The sequence below is a fragment of the Buttiauxella sp. S19-1 genome (assembly GCF_022134725.1).
Lineage (GTDB): Bacteria > Pseudomonadota > Gammaproteobacteria > Enterobacterales > Enterobacteriaceae > Buttiauxella > Buttiauxella ferragutiae.
Window position 1 is genome coordinate 1 of record NZ_JAHWLU010000076.1, and the last position, 23,921, is coordinate 23,921.

The 23,921-nt window shown below is 49.7% G+C and carries 19 protein-coding genes; 7 read left to right on the forward strand and 12 right to left on the reverse strand.

Annotated elements, in window-relative coordinates:
* Positions 1-82: 82 nt before the first annotated feature.
* The 3 genes from MES37_RS16100 to ebgR form a co-directional block, all read right to left on the reverse strand.
* Positions 83-535: a beta-galactosidase subunit beta gene (locus tag MES37_RS16100; RefSeq protein WP_064546156.1), complete on the reverse strand. Its 453-nt coding sequence runs from the start codon at positions 533-535 to the stop codon at positions 83-85.
* Positions 532-3,606: a beta-galactosidase subunit alpha gene (gene ebgA / locus MES37_RS16105; RefSeq protein WP_237932000.1), complete on the reverse strand. Its 3,075-nt coding sequence runs from the start codon at positions 3,604-3,606 to the stop codon at positions 532-534. The genes MES37_RS16100 and ebgA overlap by 4 nt, the downstream gene beginning before the upstream one ends.
* Before the next feature lie 231 nt (positions 3,607-3,837).
* Positions 3,838-4,821, reverse strand: a complete 984-nt coding sequence (gene ebgR / locus MES37_RS16110) for a transcriptional regulator EbgR (protein WP_232887059.1) — start codon at positions 4,819-4,821, stop codon at positions 3,838-3,840.
* 248 nt (positions 4,822-5,069) lie between these two features.
* Between ebgR and ygjK the strand changes: the two genes are divergently transcribed.
* A complete protein-coding gene (gene ygjK / locus MES37_RS16115; protein WP_237932002.1) occupies positions 5,070-7,439 on the forward strand; it encodes an alpha-glucosidase in 2,370 nt (789 codons plus the stop codon).
* 57 nt (positions 7,440-7,496) lie between these two features.
* On the opposite strand, the gene MES37_RS16120 is transcribed toward ygjK, so the two are convergent.
* Together MES37_RS16120 and MES37_RS16125 are read right to left on the reverse strand one after the other, a co-directional pair.
* The gene (locus MES37_RS16120; RefSeq protein ID WP_232887056.1) at positions 7,497-9,044 is read right to left on the reverse strand and encodes a carboxylesterase/lipase family protein; all 1,548 of its coding nucleotides are present in this window, start codon (positions 9,042-9,044) and stop codon (positions 7,497-7,499) included.
* 203 nt (positions 9,045-9,247) lie between these two features.
* A complete protein-coding gene (locus tag MES37_RS16125; protein WP_064546149.1) occupies positions 9,248-9,499 on the reverse strand; it encodes a GlsB/YeaQ/YmgE family stress response membrane protein in 252 nt (83 codons plus the stop codon).
* A gap of 232 nt (positions 9,500-9,731) precedes the next feature.
* On the opposite strand from MES37_RS16125, the gene ycgR reads away from it, so the two are divergent.
* Positions 9,732-10,463 (forward strand): flagellar brake protein YcgR, encoded by a 732-nt coding sequence (gene ycgR / locus MES37_RS16130; protein ID WP_064546555.1) that lies wholly within the window; start codon positions 9,732-9,734, stop codon positions 10,461-10,463.
* 7 nt (positions 10,464-10,470) lie between these two features.
* Here the strand turns inward: ycgR and emtA are convergent, their stop codons facing one another.
* Positions 10,471-11,079 (reverse strand): membrane-bound lytic murein transglycosylase EmtA, encoded by a 609-nt coding sequence (gene emtA, locus MES37_RS16135; RefSeq protein ID WP_064546147.1) that lies wholly within the window; start codon positions 11,077-11,079, stop codon positions 10,471-10,473.
* Positions 11,080-11,192: 113 nt separating this feature from the next.
* Here emtA and ldcA point away from each other — a divergent pair, with 113 nt between their 5' ends.
* Both ldcA and MES37_RS16145 read left to right on the forward strand, forming a co-directional pair.
* The gene (gene ldcA / locus MES37_RS16140; protein ID WP_121813617.1) at positions 11,193-12,113 is read left to right on the forward strand and encodes a muramoyltetrapeptide carboxypeptidase; all 921 of its coding nucleotides are present in this window, start codon (positions 11,193-11,195) and stop codon (positions 12,111-12,113) included.
* An 88-nt stretch (positions 12,114-12,201) separates the two neighbouring features.
* Entirely contained in the window at positions 12,202-13,932 is a 1,731-nt protein-coding gene (locus tag MES37_RS16145) for a potassium/proton antiporter (protein WP_064546143.1), read from the forward strand.
* An 84-nt stretch (positions 13,933-14,016) separates the two neighbouring features.
* Here MES37_RS16145 and dadX read toward each other — a convergent pair whose 3' ends face one another.
* Positions 14,017-15,090, reverse strand: coding sequence for a catabolic alanine racemase DadX (gene dadX / locus MES37_RS16150; RefSeq protein ID WP_064546141.1), 1,074 nt, complete (start codon positions 15,088-15,090; stop codon positions 14,017-14,019).
* A 19-nt stretch (positions 15,091-15,109) separates the two neighbouring features.
* Complete coding sequence (locus MES37_RS16155; protein ID WP_237932004.1) at positions 15,110-16,408, reverse strand: D-amino acid dehydrogenase; 1,299 nt, start codon at positions 16,406-16,408, stop codon at positions 15,110-15,112.
* Between the two features lie 325 nt (positions 16,409-16,733).
* Here MES37_RS16155 and MES37_RS16160 point away from each other — a divergent pair, with 325 nt between their 5' ends.
* Positions 16,734-18,269 carry a SpoVR family protein gene (locus MES37_RS16160; protein ID WP_064546553.1) on the forward strand — a complete coding sequence of 512 codons (1,536 nt, stop codon included), beginning with the start codon at positions 16,734-16,736 and terminating at the stop codon, positions 18,267-18,269.
* A gap of 80 nt (positions 18,270-18,349) precedes the next feature.
* Here MES37_RS16160 and fadR read toward each other — a convergent pair whose 3' ends face one another.
* On the reverse strand, positions 18,350-19,069 hold the full coding sequence (fadR, locus tag MES37_RS16165) for a fatty acid metabolism transcriptional regulator FadR (protein WP_064546136.1): 720 nt from the start codon (positions 19,067-19,069) through the stop codon (positions 18,350-18,352).
* 296 nt (positions 19,070-19,365) lie between these two features.
* Here fadR and nhaB point away from each other — a divergent pair, with 296 nt between their 5' ends.
* The gene (gene nhaB / locus MES37_RS16170) at positions 19,366-20,931 is read left to right on the forward strand and encodes a sodium/proton antiporter NhaB (RefSeq protein WP_064546134.1); all 1,566 of its coding nucleotides are present in this window, start codon (positions 19,366-19,368) and stop codon (positions 20,929-20,931) included.
* Positions 20,932-21,074: 143 nt separating this feature from the next.
* Complete coding sequence (gene dsbB / locus MES37_RS16175; protein ID WP_237932005.1) at positions 21,075-21,605, forward strand: disulfide bond formation protein DsbB; 531 nt, start codon at positions 21,075-21,077, stop codon at positions 21,603-21,605.
* Between the two features lie 48 nt (positions 21,606-21,653).
* Here the strand turns inward: dsbB and MES37_RS16180 are convergent, their stop codons facing one another.
* The 3 genes from MES37_RS16180 to MES37_RS16190 form a co-directional block, all read right to left on the reverse strand.
* Positions 21,654-21,890, reverse strand: a complete 237-nt coding sequence (locus MES37_RS16180) for a putative hemolysin (protein ID WP_121813621.1) — start codon at positions 21,888-21,890, stop codon at positions 21,654-21,656.
* A gap of 71 nt (positions 21,891-21,961) precedes the next feature.
* A complete protein-coding gene (ymcF, locus tag MES37_RS16185; protein WP_121815634.1) occupies positions 21,962-22,138 on the reverse strand; it encodes a cold shock small protein YmcF in 177 nt (58 codons plus the stop codon).
* A 144-nt stretch (positions 22,139-22,282) separates the two neighbouring features.
* Positions 22,283-23,806 carry a sensor domain-containing diguanylate cyclase gene (locus tag MES37_RS16190; protein ID WP_133521580.1) on the reverse strand — a complete coding sequence of 508 codons (1,524 nt, stop codon included), beginning with the start codon at positions 23,804-23,806 and terminating at the stop codon, positions 22,283-22,285.
* Positions 23,807-23,921 lie beyond the last annotated feature (115 nt).

The following is a 23,921-nucleotide window of genomic DNA, read 5'->3' on the forward strand; positions in this document are numbered from 1 at the left end:
GTGTAGGGTATATTTTTTATAACTGCTTTTTGTAGGTCGGATAAACGTCAGCGTCATCCGACACTAAGCGGTGCTTAACACCTTATTTATTAAGGAAATAGGTTTCCTCAACCGTCACTTTTAAAATTACCTTTCTCATGCCCTCACCATGTGAAAAACGGTGCGCCTGATGATTTTCAAAAATAACCACATTGCCAGCTTTGAGACGATAAGCCTCGCCCCGCCCGCGTAAATGCTCACGGTCAGTTTCGTCGCGATAAATCATTTCATGGGTTAAGTCGCTTTTATCCGCTATTTCAACGGTTTCTTGCCCAGCGAGGTAATAATGCACGTCGAAATAACGGCGATTCCCTTCAAATAATTCGCTATTTTCGCTGTTGCCTTCCGCCAGGCGATAGACCAGCGAATCGCCAATTGAATAAAAAACATTGGCTTTAATATTATTACGGTTATTAATCGCTTCCATGCAGCGTTGCCATTTCTTTCCGGCATGATAGATGCGTTTAAAATCTTCTAAGGTGTTTAAAATAATCATTCCACTTCCCTCGCTGGTGAAGCCTGCTGGAAATCGTATTTCGCCAATTCAACCGGGGTCATTTGTGACTGACTGAATGGCACCATGGTGAAGCCGTAGCTAAACGGTTTTAGATAAACCCGGAACGAATCCAGCACTTCTGAACCCCAGGAGTTAGAACCTAAGCCGAGAGTTTGGTCATCAAGATTCAGCGTCAGATAGTCGCTTTCCACAAGCTCATTGATGTGTTGCGCCTGCTGCAGCATGTCGGCGCTGTACGGCCAGAGACTGAAGTTAATCGGTTTACGCGGCTGAATAAAAAGACCATTCCCCTTTGCATCTTCAACAGTTAACCAACGCACCTGCTGGCGGTTACCGTTATCTTGTGGGAACGGATAGTTTTCAAACAGGCTGTCTACCGGCTGACGATAATGCCCAATCAGGTTGTTCTGGCAGCTATCGCCGTAGTTTTCACCCGGCCCACGGCCATAATATTCCACTTCGCTGAAACGCTTGCTGATGCCAAAATCGAGGCCAATTTTTGGAATAATCGCCTGATAATTTCCGTAAGGTGTGCCCGAAAGTTCAAGCGACACATGGCCCGCAGGGGTAATCCGCCACTGGTAGGTGCAACGCATGCCAAAATCGAAAACTGGCGGCGCAATCACGCTATCCACTTCAATGACCAGATCGTCACCTTGCGTGGTTTGGCGCATTGCGCGGAAATGGTGCTGCATCAGGTGAAGATGATACGGCTGCCACAACCCTTCAAATTCTTGCTTATGGTTATCAATCGTCGGCTTGAAGAACGTGAGATGCGGTGCGCGACCGACAATCTCTTCACCATTCACCAGCCATGAAGTCAGCTCACCCGTCAGGCGGCAGAAGGTCAGGGAAAAATCTGCACCGCTGACGATTTGCTGATGCCCGCGCGTTTCGCTGTGCAGCGAACGGGAGGGCTTCACTGGCAGCGCTTCACGCGCGCCTGCCGCCTGGCGCAGGATTTGATAGTGGCCGAGCAAAGACATCGCTTCGCTGTATGGTGTTGCGTGACGTTTGTAAACTTCGACATTAATAAACACTTCGCCAGCTGGCAGCGACGGAGCGTTGAGGCGCAATTGTTCTTTTTCACCGGGTTGTAAACAAGGTGCCGCCACAGTCTGTTGCGCGAGGGTTTCACCATCGAGCTGATAACTGACCTGGAGTTCGATGTCGTTTAACGCGCTGAACCAATAACGGTTTTCCACCAGCAACACATCATCTTTTTCGGTTTGCTGCACCGCAACCGGACACAAAACCTGCTTATATTCACGCAGCCCTGGTCCCGGGCGCTGGTCGGGATAAATCAGCCCATCCATGCAGAAGTTATAGTTGTTTGGGAAGTCGCCGTAATCGCCACCGTACTGATAACGCTCACGTCCTTGCTCGTCGTGCACCAACAAGCCGTGGTCGCACCATTCCCAGATGTAATGCCCTTGCAGGCTTTTATGTTGATTGATGACCACCTGATATTCCGCCAGCCCGCCCGGCCCGTTACCCATCGCATGGGCGTATTCGCACAGAATGCGCGGCTTCGGATGCGGGTACTCGCCAAAGGCATTCATCATTGAGACGCGGGAATACATGGTGCTGATGACGTCCACCACTTCGGCATCGCGATCTTCTTCGTAATGCACCAGGCGTGTCGGGTCCAGCTCCTTACAACGTGCGGTCATCGCGCGGATGTTGCAGCCGTAGCCGGATTCATTACCCAATGACCAAATGATGACCGACGGATGATTTTTCTGTGCCAGAACATGGCGTTCGATGCGTTCGACGTAAGCCTGCTCCCAGGCGGGATCATCGGTAATGCGGCTAATATCACCTACGTTAGCAAAACCGTGGCTTTCCAGGTCGGTTTCCGCCATTACAAACAGCCCGTACTGGTCGCACAAGGCATAAAAGCGCGGGTCGTTAGGATAGTGTGCGGTGCGTACCGAGTTGATGTTGTGCTGCTTCATCAGAATGATGTCGCGCTCGGCGCGTGCCATATCAATGGCGCGGCCTTTTTGATGGTCATGATCGTGGCGGTTGACGCCATGCAGTTTCAGGTAGCGACCATTCACGTAAAACAAGCCGTCGCGCACTTTGATATCGCGGAATCCGACCTGCTGCGGCACCACTTCGACGATCTCGCCACGGTTATCGCGCAAAGTTAGCAGCAGCAAATAGAGATTCGGCTGTTCTGCGTTCCACTGTTTAGGTTGTTTGACCGGTAACACCAGCTGGCAACGCAAATCGCTGTGGACAGACAGCGCATCGTGTTGCTGTTCGGCGATACACTTTTCGCCATCAAATAGCTGTGCCAGTAGTTGATAGCCTTCGGCAGGTGTCGTTGCGATGTTACGTACATCACAGGAAAGCTGGAGTTCGGCATCACAGTAGTTTTCGTCAAACTCAGTGACGACCGTAAAATCATGCAGATGCACATTCGGCTGACCGGTCAGGTAAACGTCACGGAAAATCCCCGCCATCCACCACATATCCTGGTCTTCGATGTAGGTTGAATCCGCCCACTGCATGACGCGAACCGAGAGTAAGTTGTCACCGACTTGCACGTAAGGGCTGATGTCGAACTCTGCCGTCAGGCGGCTGCCTTTGCTGAACCCAACGTAGTGGCCGTTAACGTACACTTCAAAGTAGGTTTCTACGCCATCAAACTTGATGAGGATCTGGCGTTGTAGCCATTCGGAGGTCAGGGAAAACTGGCGCTGGTAGGCACCGGTTGGATTGTTGGTGGGAACAAAAGGCACATCAATCGGGAAAGGGAATCCTTCATCGGTATACTGCAAATGACCGTGACCTTCCATTTGCCACATGCCCGGAACGGTAATTTCGCCCCACTCTGGCATCGCCTGACGGTAAAACGCTTCAGGCACTTTTGCAGGATGGTCAAAATAGTTAAACGTCCATTTCCCGCTAAGTAACATAAAGCCGAGGCTTTCTTGCCGATCAAGCGTTTTAGCCTGCGCTTCGCTTGCGTAACGATGAAACCAGGCGCGTGGTGGCAGCCGGTTCTCAGATTGTTTGTTTATGTTTTCCCAGTTATTCACGCCAACATCCTCATTACGTGTGTATGAGGAAAACAATAGTAAATATTTACTAAAACTTAAAATCGAATTTTACTAAATGACGAGGGGATCACAATAATAGAGCCAATCCCCTAAATAATTCGAGTTGCAGAAAGGCGGCAACGCAGTGAGTCCCCAGGAGCTTACTCAAGTAAGTGACTGGGGTGAGCGAGGAAAGCCAACGTATCTGCGGCTTGAAGAATGACGGGGATTTTATGAGGTTGTAGTATCTCGCAACTGCAACGAGCTTGGGACAAACACCGAGAGCGGAATAGTACGTTCATCACGCAGGCGTTCCATTAAAAGATTTACCGCCTGGGCACCCATCGTTTCAGAATGGATACGCACGGTAGACAACGCGGGGAAAACAAAGCGTGCGGTAGGAATATCGTTAACGCTGATTAACGCCATTTGCTGCGGGACTTTAACCCCGTGTTCATGCAATGCACGCAACACACCAATGGCAATGGAGTCGGTAGCAACGAATAACGCTGGCGGGTAATCACCTGATGTAGCAAGCATTTTCAACGCGCACTGGTAGCCAGACTGGCTGCTAAAGTCGCCGTAATAAACATCTTTTGCGCTGACCACTTTCTTACTACGCCCATACTCTACGAAAGCTTCTTCACGCTGGTCGGCATAGGCTGGGTCATCGCGGCCACCAATAAAACCAATCCGCATATAGCCGCGCGAGATGAAGTAATCGATAACTTTACGGCTGATTTTGTACAAGTCCACGTTAACGCAATCAAAACGAGGATCATCAGTCACGCCATCGAGGAACACCAGAGGGAGTTCTTGTTGCTCAAGCCATGCCCTGGCAGCTGGCAGAGGTTTACCAATTATTAGTAAACCATCGACGGCGGCAACAACCGGACGTTCGCTTTTAAAGTCGTAACAAGAAACCAGAGTAATGCCTAATTTTTCGCATTGCGTTTCAATGCCATAGCGCATCGCCAGATAATAGGGATCGTTAATCTCGAGCTCTTGTCCGTGGGTATACAGTGCCGCAAACGTCAGCCGCTGACTTGCCTGCCGTTTCGCGCTGGGGACTTTGTATTCCAGTCTTTCGGCGGCTTCGAGGATTTTTTGGCGTGTCTGTGTTTTGACGCTCAAACTCGGGTCGTCATTGAGCACGCGTGAAACGGTCGCCACAGAGACCTGAGCCGCCTCAGCAATTTCCTTCAATGTAGCCATAACACCCCAATAATCACCTGATGAAAACAACAGCTTAATGTCATAACTGACCCGTGTATACCCATTCGTTTAACCTGTTTCACGGCAATCTGAAGTTGTGAGCCAGCTATCGCTTTGCTGCTTCAAGTGTATTTTTTAGTAAAATATTATCTAAGATAACTACCGTTACCCTGCCGTAACAATAATGCAAGCAAACGGCATAACCATTCGATACTTCTGATGCACTCTTTTATTGGTAAGGAAACGGCATGAAACCAGTACTTCGACTTGCCCCACTGGCGGTGTTGCTCGCGTTGTCGGGATGTCAGTCAACAGACCATGACTCGACAACCCTCAAAGCTAATCAGTTCCACAACGTTATTGACCGCACAGGCGCGCCGCAAGCGATGCTCGATTACGATTTTGATGAGCATCAGCGCTTTAACCCGCTGTTTGATGATGGTGCGTGGCACGGGCATTTGCTGCCCGCAAACAGCGAAGGTATGGGCGGATTCCCGGGGCCGGCGCTACTGACCGAAGAGTACATCAACTTTATGGCGAATAATTTCGACCGCCTGAGCGTGTATAAAAACGGTGAGAAAGTGGCGTTCACCATGCAGGCGTACAGTATTCCTGGTGCTTTGATTCAAACGCTCTCCGCACCTGGTGTGACGGTAAAAATGACGCTGCGTTTTGTCACTTCCCGCACCTCTTTACTGGCGACAGAAATCACCACCGACACACCGCTTGAGCTGGTGTGGGATGGGCAGTTGCTGGAAAAATACCATCTACAGGAACAGAAACCGCAGTCAAACGAGACGATTGACCAGGCATTCCCTGCATACGACCGCACACTATACGCCACCCAAGACGGGCTGAACGTGAGCTTTGGTAAAGTGCGCTCCGACTCTAATCTGATGACGTCTGGCGAGTCGCAATACCAAATCCACAAAACGCTGCCGATGAGCACGCAAATCAACGGGCATAGTTTTGTGGCAAAGGCGAATATTGCCCGTTCCACCACTATTTATACTACCTACTCGCACCTGCTGAATGCGGCGGAAGTGCAAAAAGAACAAGCCAAAATCACCGATATTCTTCAGCATCCGCAACCGTATCTCAGCGCCTCGGAACAACGCTGGGAAGGTTATCTGAAGAAAGGATTAAACAACCATGATGCCACAGCGGCTCAGACTCGCGTTGCAGTGAAATCGATTGAGACGCTCAATGGCAACTGGCGCGGTGTTGCCGGAGCGATGAAGTTCGACTCCGTCACCCCATCGGTGACCGGACGTTGGTTCTCCGGTAACCAGACCTGGCCGTGGGACACCTGGAAACAGGCTTACGCGATGGCGCATTTCAACCCGGATGTGGCAAAAGATAACATCCGCGCCGTATTTGCCTGGCAAATCCCGGCTGATGACCCTGTGCGCCCCTGGGATGTGGGCTTTGTGCCGGATCTGCTGGCGTATAACACCAACCCAGAGCGCGGGGGCGATGGTAGCAACTGGAACGAACGCAATACCAAGCCAAGTCTCGCCGCCTGGTCAGTGATGGAAGTGTATAAAACCACCGCCGATAAAGCCTGGCTGGAAGAGATGTATCCGCATCTGGTGGCTTATCATGACTGGTGGTTACGCAACCGCGACCATAACCACAACGGTGTGCCGGAATACGGTGCGACTCGCGACAAAGCGCATAACACCGCCAATGGCGAGATGATATTTACCGTTAAACGCGGCAACAAAGAGCAAAAAATGGTCGGTCTGGAGAATTACAACCGCGTGTTACGCAGCGGAAAGTATGACAGCATCGATATTCCGGCGCAGGTGGCGGCAGCCTGGGAATCAGGGCGTGATGGTGCAGCGGTATTTGGTTTTATTGAACCAGACCAGTTGCAGCGTTATCTGGATAAAGGCGGTAAGCGCGAAGACTGGCAGGTGCTGTTCGCGGAAAACCGCGCGCCAGATGGCACTTTGCTGGGCTATTCGTTGCTCCAGGAGTCGGTTGATCAGGCCAGCTACATGTACAGCGACAGTAGTTACCTGGCGGAAATGGCCGATATTCTGGGCAAAAAGGATGATGCGCAGAAATTCCGTGGTCACGCCAAAAAACTGGCTGATTACATTAACACCTGTATGTTCGACGACGCGACCGGCTTCTATTACGACATCCGCATTGAGGATAAACCGCTGGCAAATGGCTGCGCGGGGAAACCTATCGTCGCACGTGGCAAAGGGCCGGAAGGCTGGTCACCGTTATTTAACGGTGCCGCCACCCAGCCACATGCTGACGCCGTGGTTAAGGTGATGAAAGACCCTAAAGAGTTCAACACTTACGTGCCTTTGGGCACCGCAGCCCTCACCAATCCGGCATTCGGGCCGGATATTTACTGGCGCGGACGCGTGTGGGTGGATCAGTTCTACTTCGGGCTGAAAGGAATGGAGCGCTATGGTTATCGTGCTGATGCGGTCGAAATGGCTAATCGCTTCTTTGCGCATGCTAACGGGCTGATTACCGACGGGCCAATTCGTGAGAACTACAATCCACTAACCGGTGAACAACAAGGCGCACCTAACTTCTCATGGAGTGCCGCGCATCTTTATATGCTGTACAACGACTTCTTCACTAAGCAGTAAATCTTAACAGCAATCTGGGGTCCCGGTAATTTCCGGGACCTTTTTCAGGCGGCGGTGTTACTGAATATTTGAAATCAGATCCAATCTCCTGGCCCATGGGTCTGGGATCTCAGCGGTATCTTTGGCCCCCCCTTTCGGGAACATCAACAGATTATCCTGTTGCTTTTGATAAGGTTGCCAGACGGGTAATCCCTCACCGTTCGGGTTCGCCGCTTTAGCAAAATTAACCCAATATTGATGCATTTGCCGGGCGACAGCGTTGTCCTGCGCTGTCACTGCTTTGCCATAACGGCCTTTGAGTGTATTGAACACATATGGAATTTCAGTGGCATGAGCCGCACCTTGATCAGGCTGCCGCATAGACTCAGCCACATAACCGAAGCGGTATTGCCACACTGGCACATTGTAACGGCTGATTTCCTGCGCCAGGAATCGTGCCGGTTCCACCATAAACTGGTCGCTGGCAATAGCATCAGCCAACTGCTGGGGGGACATTTTTCCCTGTGGGTCATACGCGTTACGCGCCAGAGCGGGATCGATATTGCCCAACGGTTTCAGCGCCTGTTGTAGATCGTTAACACGGGGAGCAAAACCGATATCTGAATCCGTTACCCCGACGATAAGCGGTACTTTTGCAAACTCACCTGCGCTAAACCGCTCCTGCGGTTCGGCCGTGATCAAACGCCCGTCAATCATCGGCCCGGAATAGCCTTTATCAGCCTGCATCGTGGCCATATTCAGGCCCTTCATCAGGGTTGATGCGGGCAAGTCACGCAGCTGTTGTAACGCTTCGGCCCCTTCACCTTTAATTCCCTGATAATGTGCAAAGGCCAAACCAGCCTGCTCCGCTTCTTTGTAGGTCAGATTCGGAGTAATGTTGTGCCGCCCGGAGCCTGACTCGATGATCGCCTGCTGGAATAACCCGCTGGCCTGCGGAGTCGTTAATAAGCTGACTACAGAGAATCCACCCGCAGACTCACCGAACAAGGTAACTTTTTTCGCGTTACCGCCGAAAGTAGCAATGTTTTTTTGCACCCATTGCAAGGCAGCAATCTGGTCCATCAGGCCATAATTACCGCGCAACGGCTCCTGAGCTAATGCCGGATGAGCAAAGAAACCAAACCGCCCAATGCGGTAGTTAAAGCTGACAAAGACCACCCCATCTTTGGCAAATTCTTCACCGCTGTAGATCGCAGGAGAAGAACCTCCGTTAACGAAGCCACCACCGTAAATCCATACCATAACTGGCAGTGATTTTCCTTCTGCATGCAGCGGGCGCCATACGTTAATTGTCAGGCAGTCCTCGCTTAGCCCTGCGACGCCAACCGGGGCGGCATCACCGGGGAAAGGATCCTGCAAACAGTCATTCCCGTAATTGACAGCCTGCCGTTCACCCGACCAACTTTTCACGGGTTGCGGGGGCTGCCATCGTAACGCGCCAACCGGCGGTTGACTGTAGGGAATCCCCTTATAAGACTCAACGCCAGCCTCTTGCGACCCAATGACTGTTCCGTTGCTATATGTCACCGCTACTTTTTGCGCGAATACAGGACAGCTAAGCGCAACAGCGGCGGCTATCAGGCCTGCCAGCCGTTTTCTTTTCATCTCGATCTCCATGAGTCTATTTACGAAAAACAATAAGATAACTAGCCTGTTTTTACGCTTCGCTTATTCACAGAAAAAGAGCCGACTTCCCAGCTTCTCCCGTTATGGCACAAAAAAACCATTCATTAGATAAATCAGCAGCAAAGAAAAGGCCCTGGAAAAATCCAGGGCCTGAGAATTCTACTGCCAGACAGGTAACAGAATTATCGTCGAACCATGCGGTAAATAATTAGCACAATAATCGCGCCCGCAACGGCAACCAGGAAACTCGGTAAGTTGAAGCCCGTAACACTGCCACCAATATGAAGAAATGTCGCTATCCAGCCCCCTACAACGGCACCGATGATCCCTAAAATACAGGTAAGGATAAAACCACCACCGTCTCGACCAGGCATAAGAAGTTTTGCAATAACACCCGCTATCAAACCGAAAATAATCCAGGCCAGAATACCCATGTTAAACGTCCTCTTCATTATTGTGTTGGTCGTAACAAGTCAGAATCCACGTCAACATGACCACGGCTTCTGTTTGTCGGTACGCTAAGTATAATCAAGTGTTAGAAAAATGTGACTGACGTCACCAACATATTGAATTTGTGAAGATAAAAAACCGAGATTTATCTTAAGTTTTTCATTTTTCTGCCGATATAGTTTCTTACAGCTTTCAAAACACAACATGGACCTGGCCTTGAGTAACTATAACGAGCAGTTTCTGAAACAAAGTCCTCTGGCAGTATTAGGCGTGTTACGTGATCTCCATAAAAAGCAGGTACCGATTCGTCTGAGCTGGCAATCCGGGCAATTCATCAGCAAGATTCTTGAGGTCACTGCGGCAGGTTTGATTGTGGATTTTGGTAGCCAGGCGCAGGAAAACCAGGGCGCGCAGAAAGCAGCAAACATTCAATTCACCGCAGAAACCGAAGGGGCGAAGGTTGAATTTATCTTGCCGAAAATCACGGCGATAAATTACCTGAACTTACCGGCATTCCACGCCCCTATTCCACCGGCTTTATGGTTTGTTCAACGCCGCGAGTACTTCCGAATTTCAGCCCCCTTGCAGCCGTATTATTTGTGCAACACAACGCTACCCGATGGTTCTCCCTTCCGGTTCAGGCTGTGTGATTTGTCATTAGGTGGAATGGGTGCATTGGTTGATGGCCCACTGCCGGAAGGGCTGAAAGATGGGATGCGTTTTTCTCAGGTGGAACTCGATTTAGTACAGTGGGGGAAATTCCATTTTGATATGCAGTTGATCACCTTATCTGAACGGAAAGTGATCGACAGTAAGAACCAGACTGTCAGTACCCCACGCCTGAGTTTCCGCTTTCTTAACGTTAACCCCGCCGTGCAGCGCGAATTGCAGCGTATTATTTTCTCGCTGGAACGGTCGGCCCGCGAGAAAGCAGGCCGGGTGAAATAGCAAACAGTTACATCGCGTTTAACGCTTTAGAGACCTTATACAAATACCGTGGTGCCTGCGGTGCCGGGTGGTTCTTCGCGATGTACTGGTAAAACTCGTCTGGGCTTAGGTCATTGATCTCATCAATGGCCTTTTTGCGATCTGATGAGAACGTCCTGAGCAATGCCCCCGCCCCGTTAGCATACGAGGCCAGTAACGCATATTGCATCGTTTCTGGGTCCTCAATACCGGCCAGAATGCCGTGTTCGAGAATGCTCAAATACGCAGTACCAATTGAGATGTTACGAGCCGGGTCTTTCAGCTCACTGGTTGACGGCTGCCCGCCCCACCCCAGATGGCGATAAACATCTTTGCCAGCTGTTGAGGCTTTAATCTGCATCAGACCCACAGCATTGGATTTACTGACCAGCGCAGGGTTACCGCCGGACTCCACAGCAATAATGGCTGTCACCACGCGTGGACTTACGCCCCACTCTTTTGCCGCTTGTTCGGTAATTGGCATCCATGTTAATGCGCGTTGTACCGGTTTTGTTGGATCCCACTCGGGTTGTTTGGTTGTGTGGCTCGAACAACCCGCTAATACCAGAACCAATACAATCAGCCATCTTATATTCACGCATCTATCCTTATATTACTAAGCCGTAGTTACCGCGATTCGTCGTTGTCGACGGGTGACAACCACCGTTTCAAGCGGCATGATAACCAATTCACTTTACGCAAGGAAATGCCATGTCGACGATTCGTTTAATTGCCCCCTCTGGATTCTGTGTTAATCAGGCTGCTGCTGCCCGCGGCATCGAACGTTTGAAAGCCGCAGGTCACCGGGTTGAGAACCAGTCTGTGGTGACGCGACGCTTCCAGCGTTTTGCCGGAACAGACGAACAACGACTGGCCGATATTCAGGATTTATCTGCACTGCCGTCAGAATGCGATATCGTGCTGGCGGTACGCGGCGGCTATGGTGCAACGCGTCTGCTTGAAAAGATTGACTATTCGAGCCTTGGACATGCCTTTGCTGAACGGACACCGATCATTTGCGGGCATAGCGATTTCACCGCAATTCAGTTAGCGCTCCTTTCCCAAACCGGGACGGTTACCTTCAGCGGGCCAATGCTTGCCGGTAACTTTGGCGCTGAAGAGTTGAATAGCTTCACCTGGCAGCATTTCTGGCAAGCAATTACTGAACCGAAATTTACCGTGGACTGGCAAAGCCCTACGCCAGCCTGTACCGCGAGCGGTACGTTGTGGGGGGGAAATCTGGCGATGCTGGTGTCGATGATTGGCTCGCCATGGCTCAAGGTTATCGATGGCGGCATTTTAGTGGTTGAAGATATTAACGAGCACCCGTTCCGCGTGGAGCGCTTGTTGCTGCAACTTCATCACGCAGGGATTCTAGCGCGTCAAAAAGCGCTGATTCTGGGCAGTTTTAATGGTGCAACGCTAAGTGATTATGATGGCGGGTATGATTTCGACGAAATGTGCCAAATGTTGCAACAACGCTTATCGATACCGGTCCTGCGGGGTTTACCGTTCGGCCATGAACCCGAAACAGTTACCCTGCCACTGGGTGCCTGGGGTGAACTGCATCACGATGGGCAAACGGCCAGCCTGACCGTCAGTGGTCACCCCGTTATGAGGCAAAAAAAGTAACTTTCGCCCTGCAGATAGCACAATTAATCAATGCCTTCCGTGTTAACATATGTACACGTTTGGCACAGACAAAAGGGGAAAGATAATTTTGGACGCAGGGGCGATCGTTAGTCTGTTTATTTTAGGTTCCGTATTGGTAACTTGTAGCATCTTATTAAGTTCTTTTTCCTCTCGTCTTGGTATCCCCATTCTGGTTATTTTCCTCGCTATCGGCATGTTAGCGGGGATCGACGGTATCGGTGGCATTCCGTTTGATAATTACCCTTTCGCTTATCTGATCAGTAACCTGGCACTGGCGGTAATTCTGCTTGATGGCGGAATGCGCACCCAGGCCAGTTCGTTTCGTGTAGCCCTTGGCCCCGCTCTTTCGCTTGCCACTGTTGGCGTATTGGTAACATCGGGTTTAACCGGTATGGCGGCCGCCTGGCTGTTCAATCTTAATTTAATCGAAGGCTTACTGATTGGCGCTATCGTCGGCTCAACCGATGCCGCAGCGGTGTTTTCATTGCTGGGCGGCAAAGGGCTTAACGAACGTGTTGGCGCCACACTGGAGATTGAATCTGGCAGTAACGATCCGATGGCAGTGTTTTTGACCATCACGCTGATTGAGATGATTCAGCAGGGGCAAACTGGCTTGAGCTGGATGTTCGTGGTGCATCTTATTCAGCAGTTTGGGCTGGGAATTTTGCTCGGCCTCGGCGGCGGTTATCTATTGTTGCAGATGATCAACCGCATCACTTTGCCACAAGGTTTGTATCCGTTGCTGGCGTTGAGCGGCGGGATTATGGTGTTTGGCATCACCACGGCGCTGAACGGTAGTGGGATTCTGGCGGTCTATCTTTGTGGTTTCCTGTTAGGTAACCGCCCGATTCGCAGCCGCTTTGGTATTCTGCAAAACTTTGACGGGCTGGCGTGGTTTGCGCAAATCGGCATGTTCCTGGTGCTGGGATTGCTGGTGAACCCTACTGATTTGTTGCCGATTGCCATTCCGGCGTTGCTGCTTTCCATCTGGATGATTTTCTTTGCCCGCCCGCTGTCTGTGTTCCTCGGTCTGCTGCCATTCCGTGGCTTTAATCTGCGTGAACGTGTGTTTATCAGTTGGGTAGGATTACGCGGTGCGGTGCCAATTATCCTCGCGGTATTCCCGATGATGGCGGGCCTCGAAAATGCTCGTTTGTTCTTCAATGTGGCGTTCTTCGTGGTGCTGGTATCGCTGTTGTTACAGGGCACGTCTCTGAGTTGGGCGGCTAAAAAAGCCAAAGTTGTGGTGCCGCCAGTCGGTTGGCCGGTTTCCCGTGTCGGTCTGGATATTCATCCGGAGAATCCATGGGAACAGTTCGTGTATCAGCTAAGTGAAGATAAATGGTGCATCGGTGCCTCCCTGCGCGACCTGAAAATGCCGAAAGACACGCGAATAGCGGCACTGTTTCGTGACAATGTTCTGATGAATCCTGGCGACCGCACGCGGTTGAAAGTCGGTGATGTGCTCTGTGTTATTGGCCGTGAGCGCGATCTGCCTGCACTCGGTAAAATGTTTAGCCAGTCACCTCCTGTGGCGCTTGATCAGCGCTTCTTTGGGGACTTTATCCTCGAAGCCAGCGCCCAGTTTGCCGATGTCGCGACCATTTATGGGCTTGAGCTGGATGACAGTGTGAACACGCAGCAAACGTTGGGTGAATTTGTGGTAGGCATGCTTGGTGCAGCGCCGGTCGTCGGTGACCAGGTAGAATTCGCTGGCATGATTTGGACGGTTGCCGAGAAAGAAGATAATCAAGTGCTTAAAATCGGTGTCAGAGTCGAAAGCGAAGAAACCGAGTAACAAAGTGGATGTCGGATATCGCTTGCGCTAATCCGGCATCCACGTTTTGTAGGGCGGATAAGCGTAAGCGTCATCCGCCAGCTTTTAAGGCTGTGTCACAACAGGCACTCGCGGTGCCAGTGCACACATCAGTTCGTACCCTACTGTCCCTGCAGCATGAGCGACATCATCAATTTTAACCTCGTTACCCCACAACTCAACCGGGCTACCTATCCCAGCCTGTGGGCATGGTGTGAGGTCAACAGCCAGCATGTCCATGGATATCGCCCCGACAGTGTGCGTTAACACGCCGTCGACACGCACTGGCGTACCCGTCGGTGCATGACGCGGGTAACCATCCGCATAACCACAAGCGACGATACCAATTCGCTGTTCAGCATCAGTGCGATAACGGCTGCCGTAACCGACGGCATCGCCCGGTTTGAGATTCTGGATACCAATAATTTCACTTTGCAAACTCATGACCGGCTGCAAGCCGCTGGTGGCAACATCGCACCATTGGCCGCTCGGCGATGCGCCATACAGCACAATACCAGGACGAACCCAATCGAAATGCGCTTCAGGGTGCCACAGCGTTGCCGCAGAATTCGCGAGTGAGCGAGGGCAATCTAAACCTTCGGCTGCCTGCTCTACCCGCTTCATCGGTTCAACAATCCCTTCAGGCTGCTCCGCATCGGCAAAATGTGCCATCAGCGTTAACTGGCCGACGTTGGCAATAACCCGTAATTGCTGCCAGATAGAATGCACCCGATCAGCGCTGAACCCGAGTCGGTTCATGCCACTGTTCATTTTCAGGTAAACATCGAGTGGTGCGTTAAGTTTGGCATTCGCCAGAGCCTTCACCTGCCAGTTGCTGTGCAAACTGGTGGTGAGACGGTACTGGTCAAACAGCGGCAGTTCATCGGCGTGGAAAAAGCCTTCGAGCATCAAAATCGGCCCTTTCCAGCCGCGTTCACGCAGCAAAATAGCTTCTTCAATGTTGAGCATCGCGAAGCCATCAGTTTCATTTAATGACGACCAGATACGCTCCAGACCATGACCATAAGCATTCGCTTTGACGACCGACCAGACGCGTGAATGAGGTGCTGCCCGGCGGACAACTTTTAAATTGTTACGCAGCGCGCTGAGATCCAGCGTCGCAAGAACAGGACGGGTCATGTCCGCTCCTTGTTTAAAATTAATTATGAGCGTTATGCAGACGCTGTGAGCCTGTCGGATTGAAGCCTGGGGAGTAACGCGCTACCGCGAGATCATCAAACGGAATCGCCGGTGTTCTTCCAGAAATTAAATCACTTAACATCTGACCTGAGCCGCAGGCCATCGTCCAACCCAGCGTTCCGTGCCCCGTGTTGAGCCACAAATTCTTGAACGGTGTCCGCCCGACAATCGGCGTGCCGTCTGGCGTCATCGGACGTAAACCGGTCCAGAATGTCGCCTGTTCAACGTGCCCACCGCGCGGGTAAAGATCGCGGACGACCATTTCCAGGGTTTCACGACGTGGTTGCCGTAATTCAGTGTTGTATCCAACAATTTCTGCCATTCCGCCGACGCGAATACGCTGGTCGAAACGCGTGATAGCAATTTTGTATGTCTCATCGAGAATAGTCGAAACCGGAGCGCCTTGCTCATCGGCAATAGGTATAGTCAGGGAATAGCCTTTGAGCGGATACACTGGAATATCAACGATATTTTTCAATAAGCCCGTGGAATACGAACCGAAAGCGACAACATAGGCATCGGCTTTCACCACCTCTTTACCGCACTGCACACCAAAAATATTCTGGCCTTCATACAGCAAACGATCGACTAGCGTATTAAAACGAAACACTACGCCCGCTTCGGCGGCCATGCGGGCCAGATTTTGCGTGAACAACTGGCAGTCGCCAGTTTCATCATTAGGAAGACGCAGGCCACCCGTCAGTTTATGGGCCACATCAGCCAGTGCAGGCTCTACTTCGGCTAAACGACTGGCTTCCAGCAATTGGTACGGCACACCGGCATCTTCGAGAACCGCAATGTCTTTGGCCGCGTTTTCAAACTGCTGCGCGGTGCGGAACAGTTGCAGCGTACCGCCCTGCCGTCCTTCATATTGAATATTGGTGCTCTGGCGCAGTTCTTTCAGGCAATCTCGGCTGTACTCCGCCAGGCGCACCATGCGGCCTTTGTTTTCCATGTAATGGCGCATGTCGCAATTGCGCAGCATTTGCAGCATCCACTTCAGCTGAAATTGTGTGCCATCAAGGCTAATGGCCAGTGGAGCGTGGCGCTGGAACATCCATTTAATGGCTTTAAGCGGCACACCAGGAGCTGCCCAGGGTGCGGCGTATCCCGGTGATATTTGCCCGGCATTGGCCGCGCTGGTTTCCATGGCAGGCCCCGCTTCCCTGTCGATAACCGTGACATCATGCCCAGCCTGACGCAAATACCAGGCACTGCTGACACCAACAACACCACTTCCCAGCACCACAACACGCATATCCATTCCACCATTTAGCTAAAAGAATAATCTTCTGATTACAAATTGATAACCCAGATGAAAATGTTATTCAACATATGGCTTTATTATAGTGACTTTCCTCACATCCTTAGCTGATACAGCAGGATGGCGATAATTAGAATCTCCTGCGATGATTCTATTTTACGCAGAATATTATTCTGCATTCCTCGTCAAATACGGGGTGTTAAGATGAGTAAATCGTGAGGAAAAAATTTTGCTTGCAGCGGCTAAGTTTCAGGAGTTGTCTATTCTTGAAGGTGAGGCTTTCCATCCAGAGAGAGCCGCCAACAATGAGGGCGCGCTGATGGCTATTGTTACTGATTCCGCCACAAAGGATTCTAAACGTCTTAGTGATGGACCTGACTGGACGTTCGAACTGCTTGATGTCTATCTCGCTGAGATTGACCGTGTCGCTAAACTCTATCGGCTGGAGACTTATCCTCATCAAATTGAAGTGATTACCTCCGAGCAAATGATGGATGCTTATTCAAGTGTCGGGATGCCGATTAACTACCCGCACTGGTCATTTGGTAAAAAATTCATTGAAACGGAGCGGCTTTATAAACATGGGCAGCAGGGTTTGGCCTATGAAATCGTCATCAACTCGAACCCGTGTATCGCTTATTTGATGGAAGAAAACACCATCACAATGCAGGCACTGGTTATCGCGCATGCCTGTTATGGGCACAACTCTTTCTTTAAGAACAACTACTTGTTCCGTAGCTGGACGGATGCCAGCTCGATTATTGATTATCTGATTTTCGCCCGTAAATACATCACCGAGTGTGAAGAACGTTATGGCGTAGATGAAGTAGAGCGTTTGCTCGACTCCTGCCATGCCCTGATGAACTACGGCGTGGATCGCTATAAACGTCCGCAGAAGATTTCATTGCAGGAAGAAACCGCCCGGCAGAAAAGCCGTGAAGAGTATCTGCAAAGCCAGGTCAACACGCTCTGGCGCACCCTGCCACGCCGTGAAGAGGAAAAGACGGTTGCTGAAGCACGTCGTTACCCTTCTGAGCCGCAAGAAAACCTGCTCTATTTTATGGAGAAGAATGCACCGCTGCTGGAGTCATGGCAGCGTGAAATTTTGCGTATCGTGCGTAAGGTCAGTCAGTATTTTTATCCGCAGAAACAAACACAAGTGATGAATGAAGGCTGGGCGACGTTCTGGCACTACACCATCCTTAATCATCTGTATGATGAAGGTAAAGTGACCGACCGCTTTATGCTGGAGTTTTTGCACAGCCACACTAATGTGGTGTTCCAGCCGCCGTACAACAGCCCGTGGTACAGCGGGATTAACCCGTATGCCCTCGGTTTTGCAATGTTCCAGGATATCAAACGAATTTGCCAGTCGCCGACCGAAGAAGATCGCTACTGGTTCCCGGATATTGCGGGTAAAGATTGGCTGGAAACACTGCATTTCGCGATGCGTGATTTCAAGGACGAAAGTTTTATCAGCCAGTTCCTGTCACCAAAACTGATGCGCGATTTCCGTTTGTTTACCGTGCTTGATGATGACCGCAATAATTACCTGGAAATTGCCGCTATTCATAATGAAGAAGGCTACCGGAAGATCCGTGCTGAACTGTCCGCTCAGTACAATCTCAGCAACCTTGAGCCAAATATTCAGGTGTGGAACGTTGATTTGCGCGGCGACCGTTCGCTCACGCTGCGTTATATCCCGCATAACCGAGCGCCACTGGATAAAGGGCGTCGTGAAGTCCTCAAACATGTGCATCGTCTGTGGGGCTTTGATGTGACGCTCGAGCAGCAAAATGAAGATGGTAGCGTTGAGTTGCTTGAACGTTGCCCTCCACGGCTCAATAGCCTGTAACCTTCACTGCACAGGCATAAAAAAACGCTTCCTTCGGGAAGCGTTTTTCGTATTACGTGGGTTGATATGAAAATGCCAGATTAACGGCTGTGCATCGCCAAATCGCCCGGTAAATTTTTCTGCATCCGATGCCAGATTTCACCACTTTCACGGCCATAGGTACGAACGGTATCAAATACCTGGTCGTGCAGGCCTTGTTGGCAAATTTCTGCCAGACGGTGGTAGAAGCCTAATGCCAGGCTGCGCGCTTCAGGGCTTGAGAAATAGTGACGACCGATACGGGTATATAATCCTTTCATTCCATTGAGGATTAGCCCGTAAATCGGGTTGCCAGAAGCGAACGCCAGGCCACGGAAAATGCTGTAATCCAGCTTTGCAAACGCATCAGCGTGGTCTTCAACACTATTCGCCGTCGCCAGGACTTCTTGTGCTTTATCCGGATGCTGACGAACAGCGGTGCGGATAAAGATCGTCGCGATGTTGGTACGAACGGATAACAGATTATCAATCAGCTGCGGCACGCTGTCGTGATCGAGACGTGCCAGCGTTTCCAGAATGTTTAAACCTGAGGTTTCCCAGAAGTTATTCACTTTGGTCGGCTTGCCATGCTGAATGGTTAACCAGCCATCACGCGCCAGACGCTGAAGCACCTCGCGCAATGTGGTACGAGTGACGCCAATTAGTTCGGATAACTCACGTTCAGCGGGAAGAATTGTCCCCGGAGCGAAGCGGTTATTCCAGATACTCTCAATGATGTATTCTTCCGCGAAACCCGCTGGGCTCTGCGCCTTAATGACCATAGTATGCTTTCCATTACACAGGTTTTGCTAAAGAGACTCATCATACCAGATGCCTTGCGGCGCAGGTAGCAGCGACAGCCGCCAAATGTGGAATCGTGGTTTAATTTTGCACGTAATCACACATCCAAATAATATTCCAATACCTTGATTGAAATCTTGTGCGCGGTTAACCTGAAACACCTCGATTAAAACGCAATTTTATAATGTATCCGAAATGTTTCATTTTTAACGCAGGCTGATAACTATCCGCTCTGTATCTGAGACATGACGGGTCACAGGAGCATGATAATTCAACGATGGAAATGTCTACCGGGCGTGCGCTGTTTCGCAACTTCTTAGGCCAGTCTCCGAATTGGTACAAGCTGACTTTATTGACTTTTTTAGTCATTAACCCTTTAGTTTTTTGGTTTGTTAGCCCATTTCTGGCAGGTTGGTTACTTGTAGCAGAGTTTATCTTTACCCTCGCAATGGCGCTGAAATGTTATCCGTTAATGCCAGGCGGTATGTTGGCGTTTGAAGCGGTGTTCATCGGCATGACCAGTGCAGACCATGTGCGCACAGAAATCGCCGCGAATATCGAAGTCTTGCTGTTGCTTATCTTTATGGTGGCGGGCATCTACTTCATGAAGCAACTCCTGCTTTTGGTCTTTACCAAGTTGCTGTTGGGTATCCGCTCGAAGATTTTACTCTCGCTGGCATTTTGTCTCGCTGCGGCTTTTTTGTCAGCATTTCTCGATGCCCTTACTGTGGTCGCGGTGGTCATCAGCGTAGCAGTGGGTTTTTACGACATTTATCACCGTGTGGCATCCGCTGGCGACATTGACGGGGATCTTCAGGATGACTCGCGCCTTGATTCCGAGAATCGCAATACGCTTGAAGAGTTCCGCGCTTTCTTACGCAGCCTGATGATGCACGCAGGTGTCGGCACGGCACTGGGTGGCGTGATGACGATGGTGGGCGAACCGCAAAACCTGATCATTGCGAAAAATGCCGGTTGGCATTTTGGTGATTTCTTCCTGCGTATGGCACCCGTTACCCTACCGGTTCTCGTCTGCGGACTGCTCACCTGTGTTCTGCTTGAGTCCACCAAAATCCTCGGTTACGGCGAAAAACTGCCGGAAAAAGTCCGTGGGATTTTGCAAGACTACGATACCAGGAGCGCGCAGAAGCGCACGCGCCAGGACCGTATGAAGCTCATCGTTCAGGCATTGATTGGTGTTTGGCTGGTTATTGCGCTGGCACTGCATCTGGCTGAAGTCGGGTTAATTGGTTTATCGGTGATTATCTTCGCCACTGCACTTTGTGGTGTGACTGATGAACACCAGATAGGTAAAGCCTTCACCGAAGCGCTGCCCTTCACTGCCCTGTTAACGGTGTTTTTTGCGGTGGTCGCAGTGATTATCGACCAGCATTTGTTTACGCCGGTGATTCAATTTGTATTGCAAGCCGAACCGCAATCGCAACTGGCGCTGTTCTATTTGTTCAACGGTATTTTGTCATCGATTTCCGATAACGTGTTTGTTGGCACCGTGTACATCAACGAAGCGAAAGCTGCGCTAACCAGCGGCATTATCGATCTTAAACAGTTTGAGTTGCTCGCGGTGGCCATTAACACTGGGACTAACTTACCATCAGTTGCGACACCGAACGGCCAGGCAGCATTTTTATTCCTGCTCACTTCGGCGCTGGCACCACTGATTCGCCTATCTTATGGTCGCATGGTGCTAATGGCTCTGCCATATACGCTGGTGCTAACTGTGGTCGGCCTGTTATGCGTAGAATTTACTCTACTGCCAGCCACGGAATGGATGATGCAAACTGGTTTGATTTCCTCCCCCGCTATAGACGCCATACCGCACTAAGCTAAATTTACGGGCAGCCTGCTGCCCGTTTACCTTTTTGTCTGATAAACATTCAATTAGCATGTTATTTTGATGTGCGTACTGGTGCTGAAACCGAATTCGTTTACACTGCCGACTAAAAGCATGTTGCAGGGATACTGATTATGTTGCGATATTTGAACCAATGCTCCCGTGGGCGCGGTGCCTGGCTTCTTTTGGCATTCACGGCTTTCGCCCTGGAGATGGTGGCATTGTGGTTCCAGCACGTCATGTTGCTGAAACCTTGTGTAATGTGTATTTATGAGCGCTGTGCACTGTTTGGTGTAATGGGTGCGGGAATTGTTGGTGCGATTGCGCCGAAATCACCGTTGCGTTATGCCGGAATTGCACTGTGGATTTATAGTGCCGGGAAAGGTCTGCAGTTAGCATGGGAACATACCATGCTGCAACTTCACCCTTCTCCGTTTGTAACCTGTGACTTTGCCGCTCGTTTCCCAGGCTGGTTGCCACTCGATAAATGGTTACCACAGGTTTTTGTGGCGACAGGGGACTGTTCCGTGCGTCAATGGGAATTCCTGTCGCTGGATATGGTGCAGTGGCTGGTAGGAGTTTTTGCTGTGTTCCTGGTGATTGCTGTGCTGGTGTTGATTGCTCAGCCATTCAAACCAAAACGTCGTGACCTATTCGGTCGTTAAGTCCAGGTCTCCAGAAAACAAAAACCCGCCGAGGCGGGTTTTTTATTATTAGTGGTCGCGACGATAAAGCTCCCACTGGTCCATACGTTCACCGCTCGGCAATAAGCAATCACCACGCTCACCCAAATCGGTTTTCACCGTCCTTAATTCACCGCCTTTGTCTTTGCAGTAAACTGACGCCGGGTTCGGCATGCCGATAACCTGAGGCGGTTTGGGTGCAGTAGGTTCTGGAGATGAACAGCCACTGAGTATGATTGCCCCAAGCACTAGTGTTATTTTTTTCATTATTCCTCCGTTATGGAGGCCGAATGGTAACAGTGCAGGACTGGGGAAAGCAAAATCAGCGGCAGACGTTTTTAGCGAGCAGACACGCTATGTTGATGAATCGCACTCATCGCTTGATGAAGGAGGTGCATCCCTGATTTACAGAAGATACAAACAGCGCCATGGGGATTTGTTTCTCGGACATCGTAGGGGGAAGTGCGATACTGTGAACCGCCACATGACGGACACTTAAATGTTAAATATTGGATAAAAACCTACTTTTACTTGTTATTGAAAGGATACTGTATCAGGGAAAAACAGGTTTGTACGATTTATTTTTGCAAATCGGACAAACCTTAGCAATTGCTTCTACAACGCCCCATTCTCTCAGGAATGGCTAATCAACAGAGAGCTTATATGAAGCCTACGATACGATTCTTGCCGTTGTTTTTAGCCTCATAAAGCAACTTATCAGCCTGCTCCAGCATGTTATCCAGACCGTACGCAGAATCAGCTTCTACCATTCCACAGCTAAACGTCACTTTAAGTGATTCTTCGCGCCAGATTCGTTGAGCAACTTCATTTCGCCACTCATCCATCAGTTCGTAAGACTGCTTAAAAGTGATACCAGGGAAAATCACCACCATTTCTTCGCCGCCAAAGCGGTAAATTGAATAATCGTCCCCCAATATTCTTGCCCCAATACGACAGACATTTTTAAGCACCGTGTCACCGACGGGATGACCAAACGTGTCATTGATTTGTTTGAAGTTATCCAGGTCGATGATGGCCAGGTGGAAACTGATATTCTTGTTATGTAAATCAGCGGCATCTTGCTCAAATTTACGACGCGTACCTGCTTGAGTCAAAGTATCGGTTACAGAAAGAGTTTCAACTTCTTTAAGATGCTTATGTTTTTGCACCATACCTTCATAAAGACTTTCAAAGTTATCAACCTGACTATTAACCTCCAGTCCATTACTACTCATGTATAACAGGCTAATCAAGCGTTTGAAATAGATTCTAAACAGCGCAATAACCACAAAGTAAAAAATAGAAGATATTAAAATAACTAAAGCCAACAACTTGTATTCAGATTCAAAGGTATTGGTATAGGTTGATATGTTTACAGATGTATAAGCTATCCAACCAGGATTATTATAGGCACGATAATAAACAACCTTCCCTGTTTCTTCATCGACAAAAGATCCATATCTTTCGGTGGTTTTATCTAACCATGACTTTGGTACGCTTCTTTTAAACACAATATCTGTATTTGAATACATGACAACAACGCCGCTGCGCGATGCGACCTCAAATCTGCCATCATAAGGTATGGAGACATCCTGAAGCATTCTGCTCATGTTCTTCATATCAAGATCGAACGCTACGTTTCCGACCTGTTCCGAATGTGAGTCGAATATATTCATACTGACGGAGACAGAAAGTTTGGACTGATCTTTTGCCCTGTCGAGTTTCAATGTTTCATAGGGGTCTGAAAAAATTATTTCATCTTTTATTCCTGCGTGGGGGTACCATGGCCTCGCACTTGGAACAAATGGACTTAGTCTAATTTCTGGGTAAATTTTGTAATTTTCAAAAACATCAGAAACCAACGCAGAACTAAAAAACATTGTCGAATCAACAATTGAGGGGATAACCATGTTGAGATCGATGTATTCTGAAGACAAATACTTTTCAATTGCATTCCCTTTCATATTATCTGACAGCGAAAGCAATAATAGTTTCATCTCGTCCACCGGACGTTCCACGCAGGATTTTGCAGAGTTATCGGTAAACCTTCTCATCGTATCTCTAAAATCGTTTTCTTTTTCGTACTTAATGTAGAAAAGTGCACAAGTGCAGAGGAAGATAAAAGGAATCAACATGACAGACATGTGGATCATTATGGCTTTGTTTGTCGATATTTTCTGCATTTCTTAAATCGCCATGAACACTAATAAAATCACATTCTCAATTGAGAAATAGTGCTACTTTGTTAAAACGGGCGGCAATTATATACAAATTATCGAAATATACATTATTTATTAC

Excerpts from the sequence above, each read along its gene's own strand:
- MES37_RS16100 (WP_064546156.1), bottom strand. The coding sequence starts at position 535 with ATGATTATTTTAAACACCTTAGAAGATTTTAAACGCATCTATCATGCC.
- ebgR (WP_232887059.1), bottom strand. The coding sequence starts at position 4,821 with ATGGCTACATTGAAGGAAATTGCTGAGGCGGCTCAGGTCTCTGTGGCG.
- ygjK (WP_237932002.1), top strand. The coding sequence starts at position 5,070 with ATGAAACCAGTACTTCGACTTGCCCCACTGGCGGTGTTGCTCGCGTTG.
- MES37_RS16120 (WP_232887056.1), bottom strand. The coding sequence starts at position 9,044 with ATGAAAAGAAAACGGCTGGCAGGCCTGATAGCCGCCGCTGTTGCGCTT.
- MES37_RS16125 (WP_064546149.1), bottom strand. The coding sequence starts at position 9,499 with ATGGGTATTCTGGCCTGGATTATTTTCGGTTTGATAGCGGGTGTTATT.
- ldcA (WP_121813617.1), top strand. The coding sequence starts at position 11,193 with ATGTCGACGATTCGTTTAATTGCCCCCTCTGGATTCTGTGTTAATCAG.
- dadX (WP_064546141.1), bottom strand. The coding sequence starts at position 15,090 with ATGACCCGTCCTGTTCTTGCGACGCTGGATCTCAGCGCGCTGCGTAAC.
- MES37_RS16155 (WP_237932004.1), bottom strand. The coding sequence starts at position 16,408 with ATGCGTGTTGTGGTGCTGGGAAGTGGTGTTGTTGGTGTCAGCAGTGCC.
- MES37_RS16160 (WP_064546553.1), top strand. The coding sequence starts at position 16,734 with ATGGCTATTGTTACTGATTCCGCCACAAAGGATTCTAAACGTCTTAGT.
- fadR (WP_064546136.1), bottom strand. The coding sequence starts at position 19,069 with ATGGTCATTAAGGCGCAGAGCCCAGCGGGTTTCGCGGAAGAATACATC.
- nhaB (WP_064546134.1), top strand. The coding sequence starts at position 19,366 with ATGGAAATGTCTACCGGGCGTGCGCTGTTTCGCAACTTCTTAGGCCAG.
- dsbB (WP_237932005.1), top strand. The coding sequence starts at position 21,075 with ATGTTGCGATATTTGAACCAATGCTCCCGTGGGCGCGGTGCCTGGCTT.
- MES37_RS16180 (WP_121813621.1), bottom strand. The coding sequence starts at position 21,890 with ATGAAAAAAATAACACTAGTGCTTGGGGCAATCATACTCAGTGGCTGT.
- MES37_RS16190 (WP_133521580.1), bottom strand. The coding sequence starts at position 23,806 with ATGCAGAAAATATCGACAAACAAAGCCATAATGATCCACATGTCTGTC.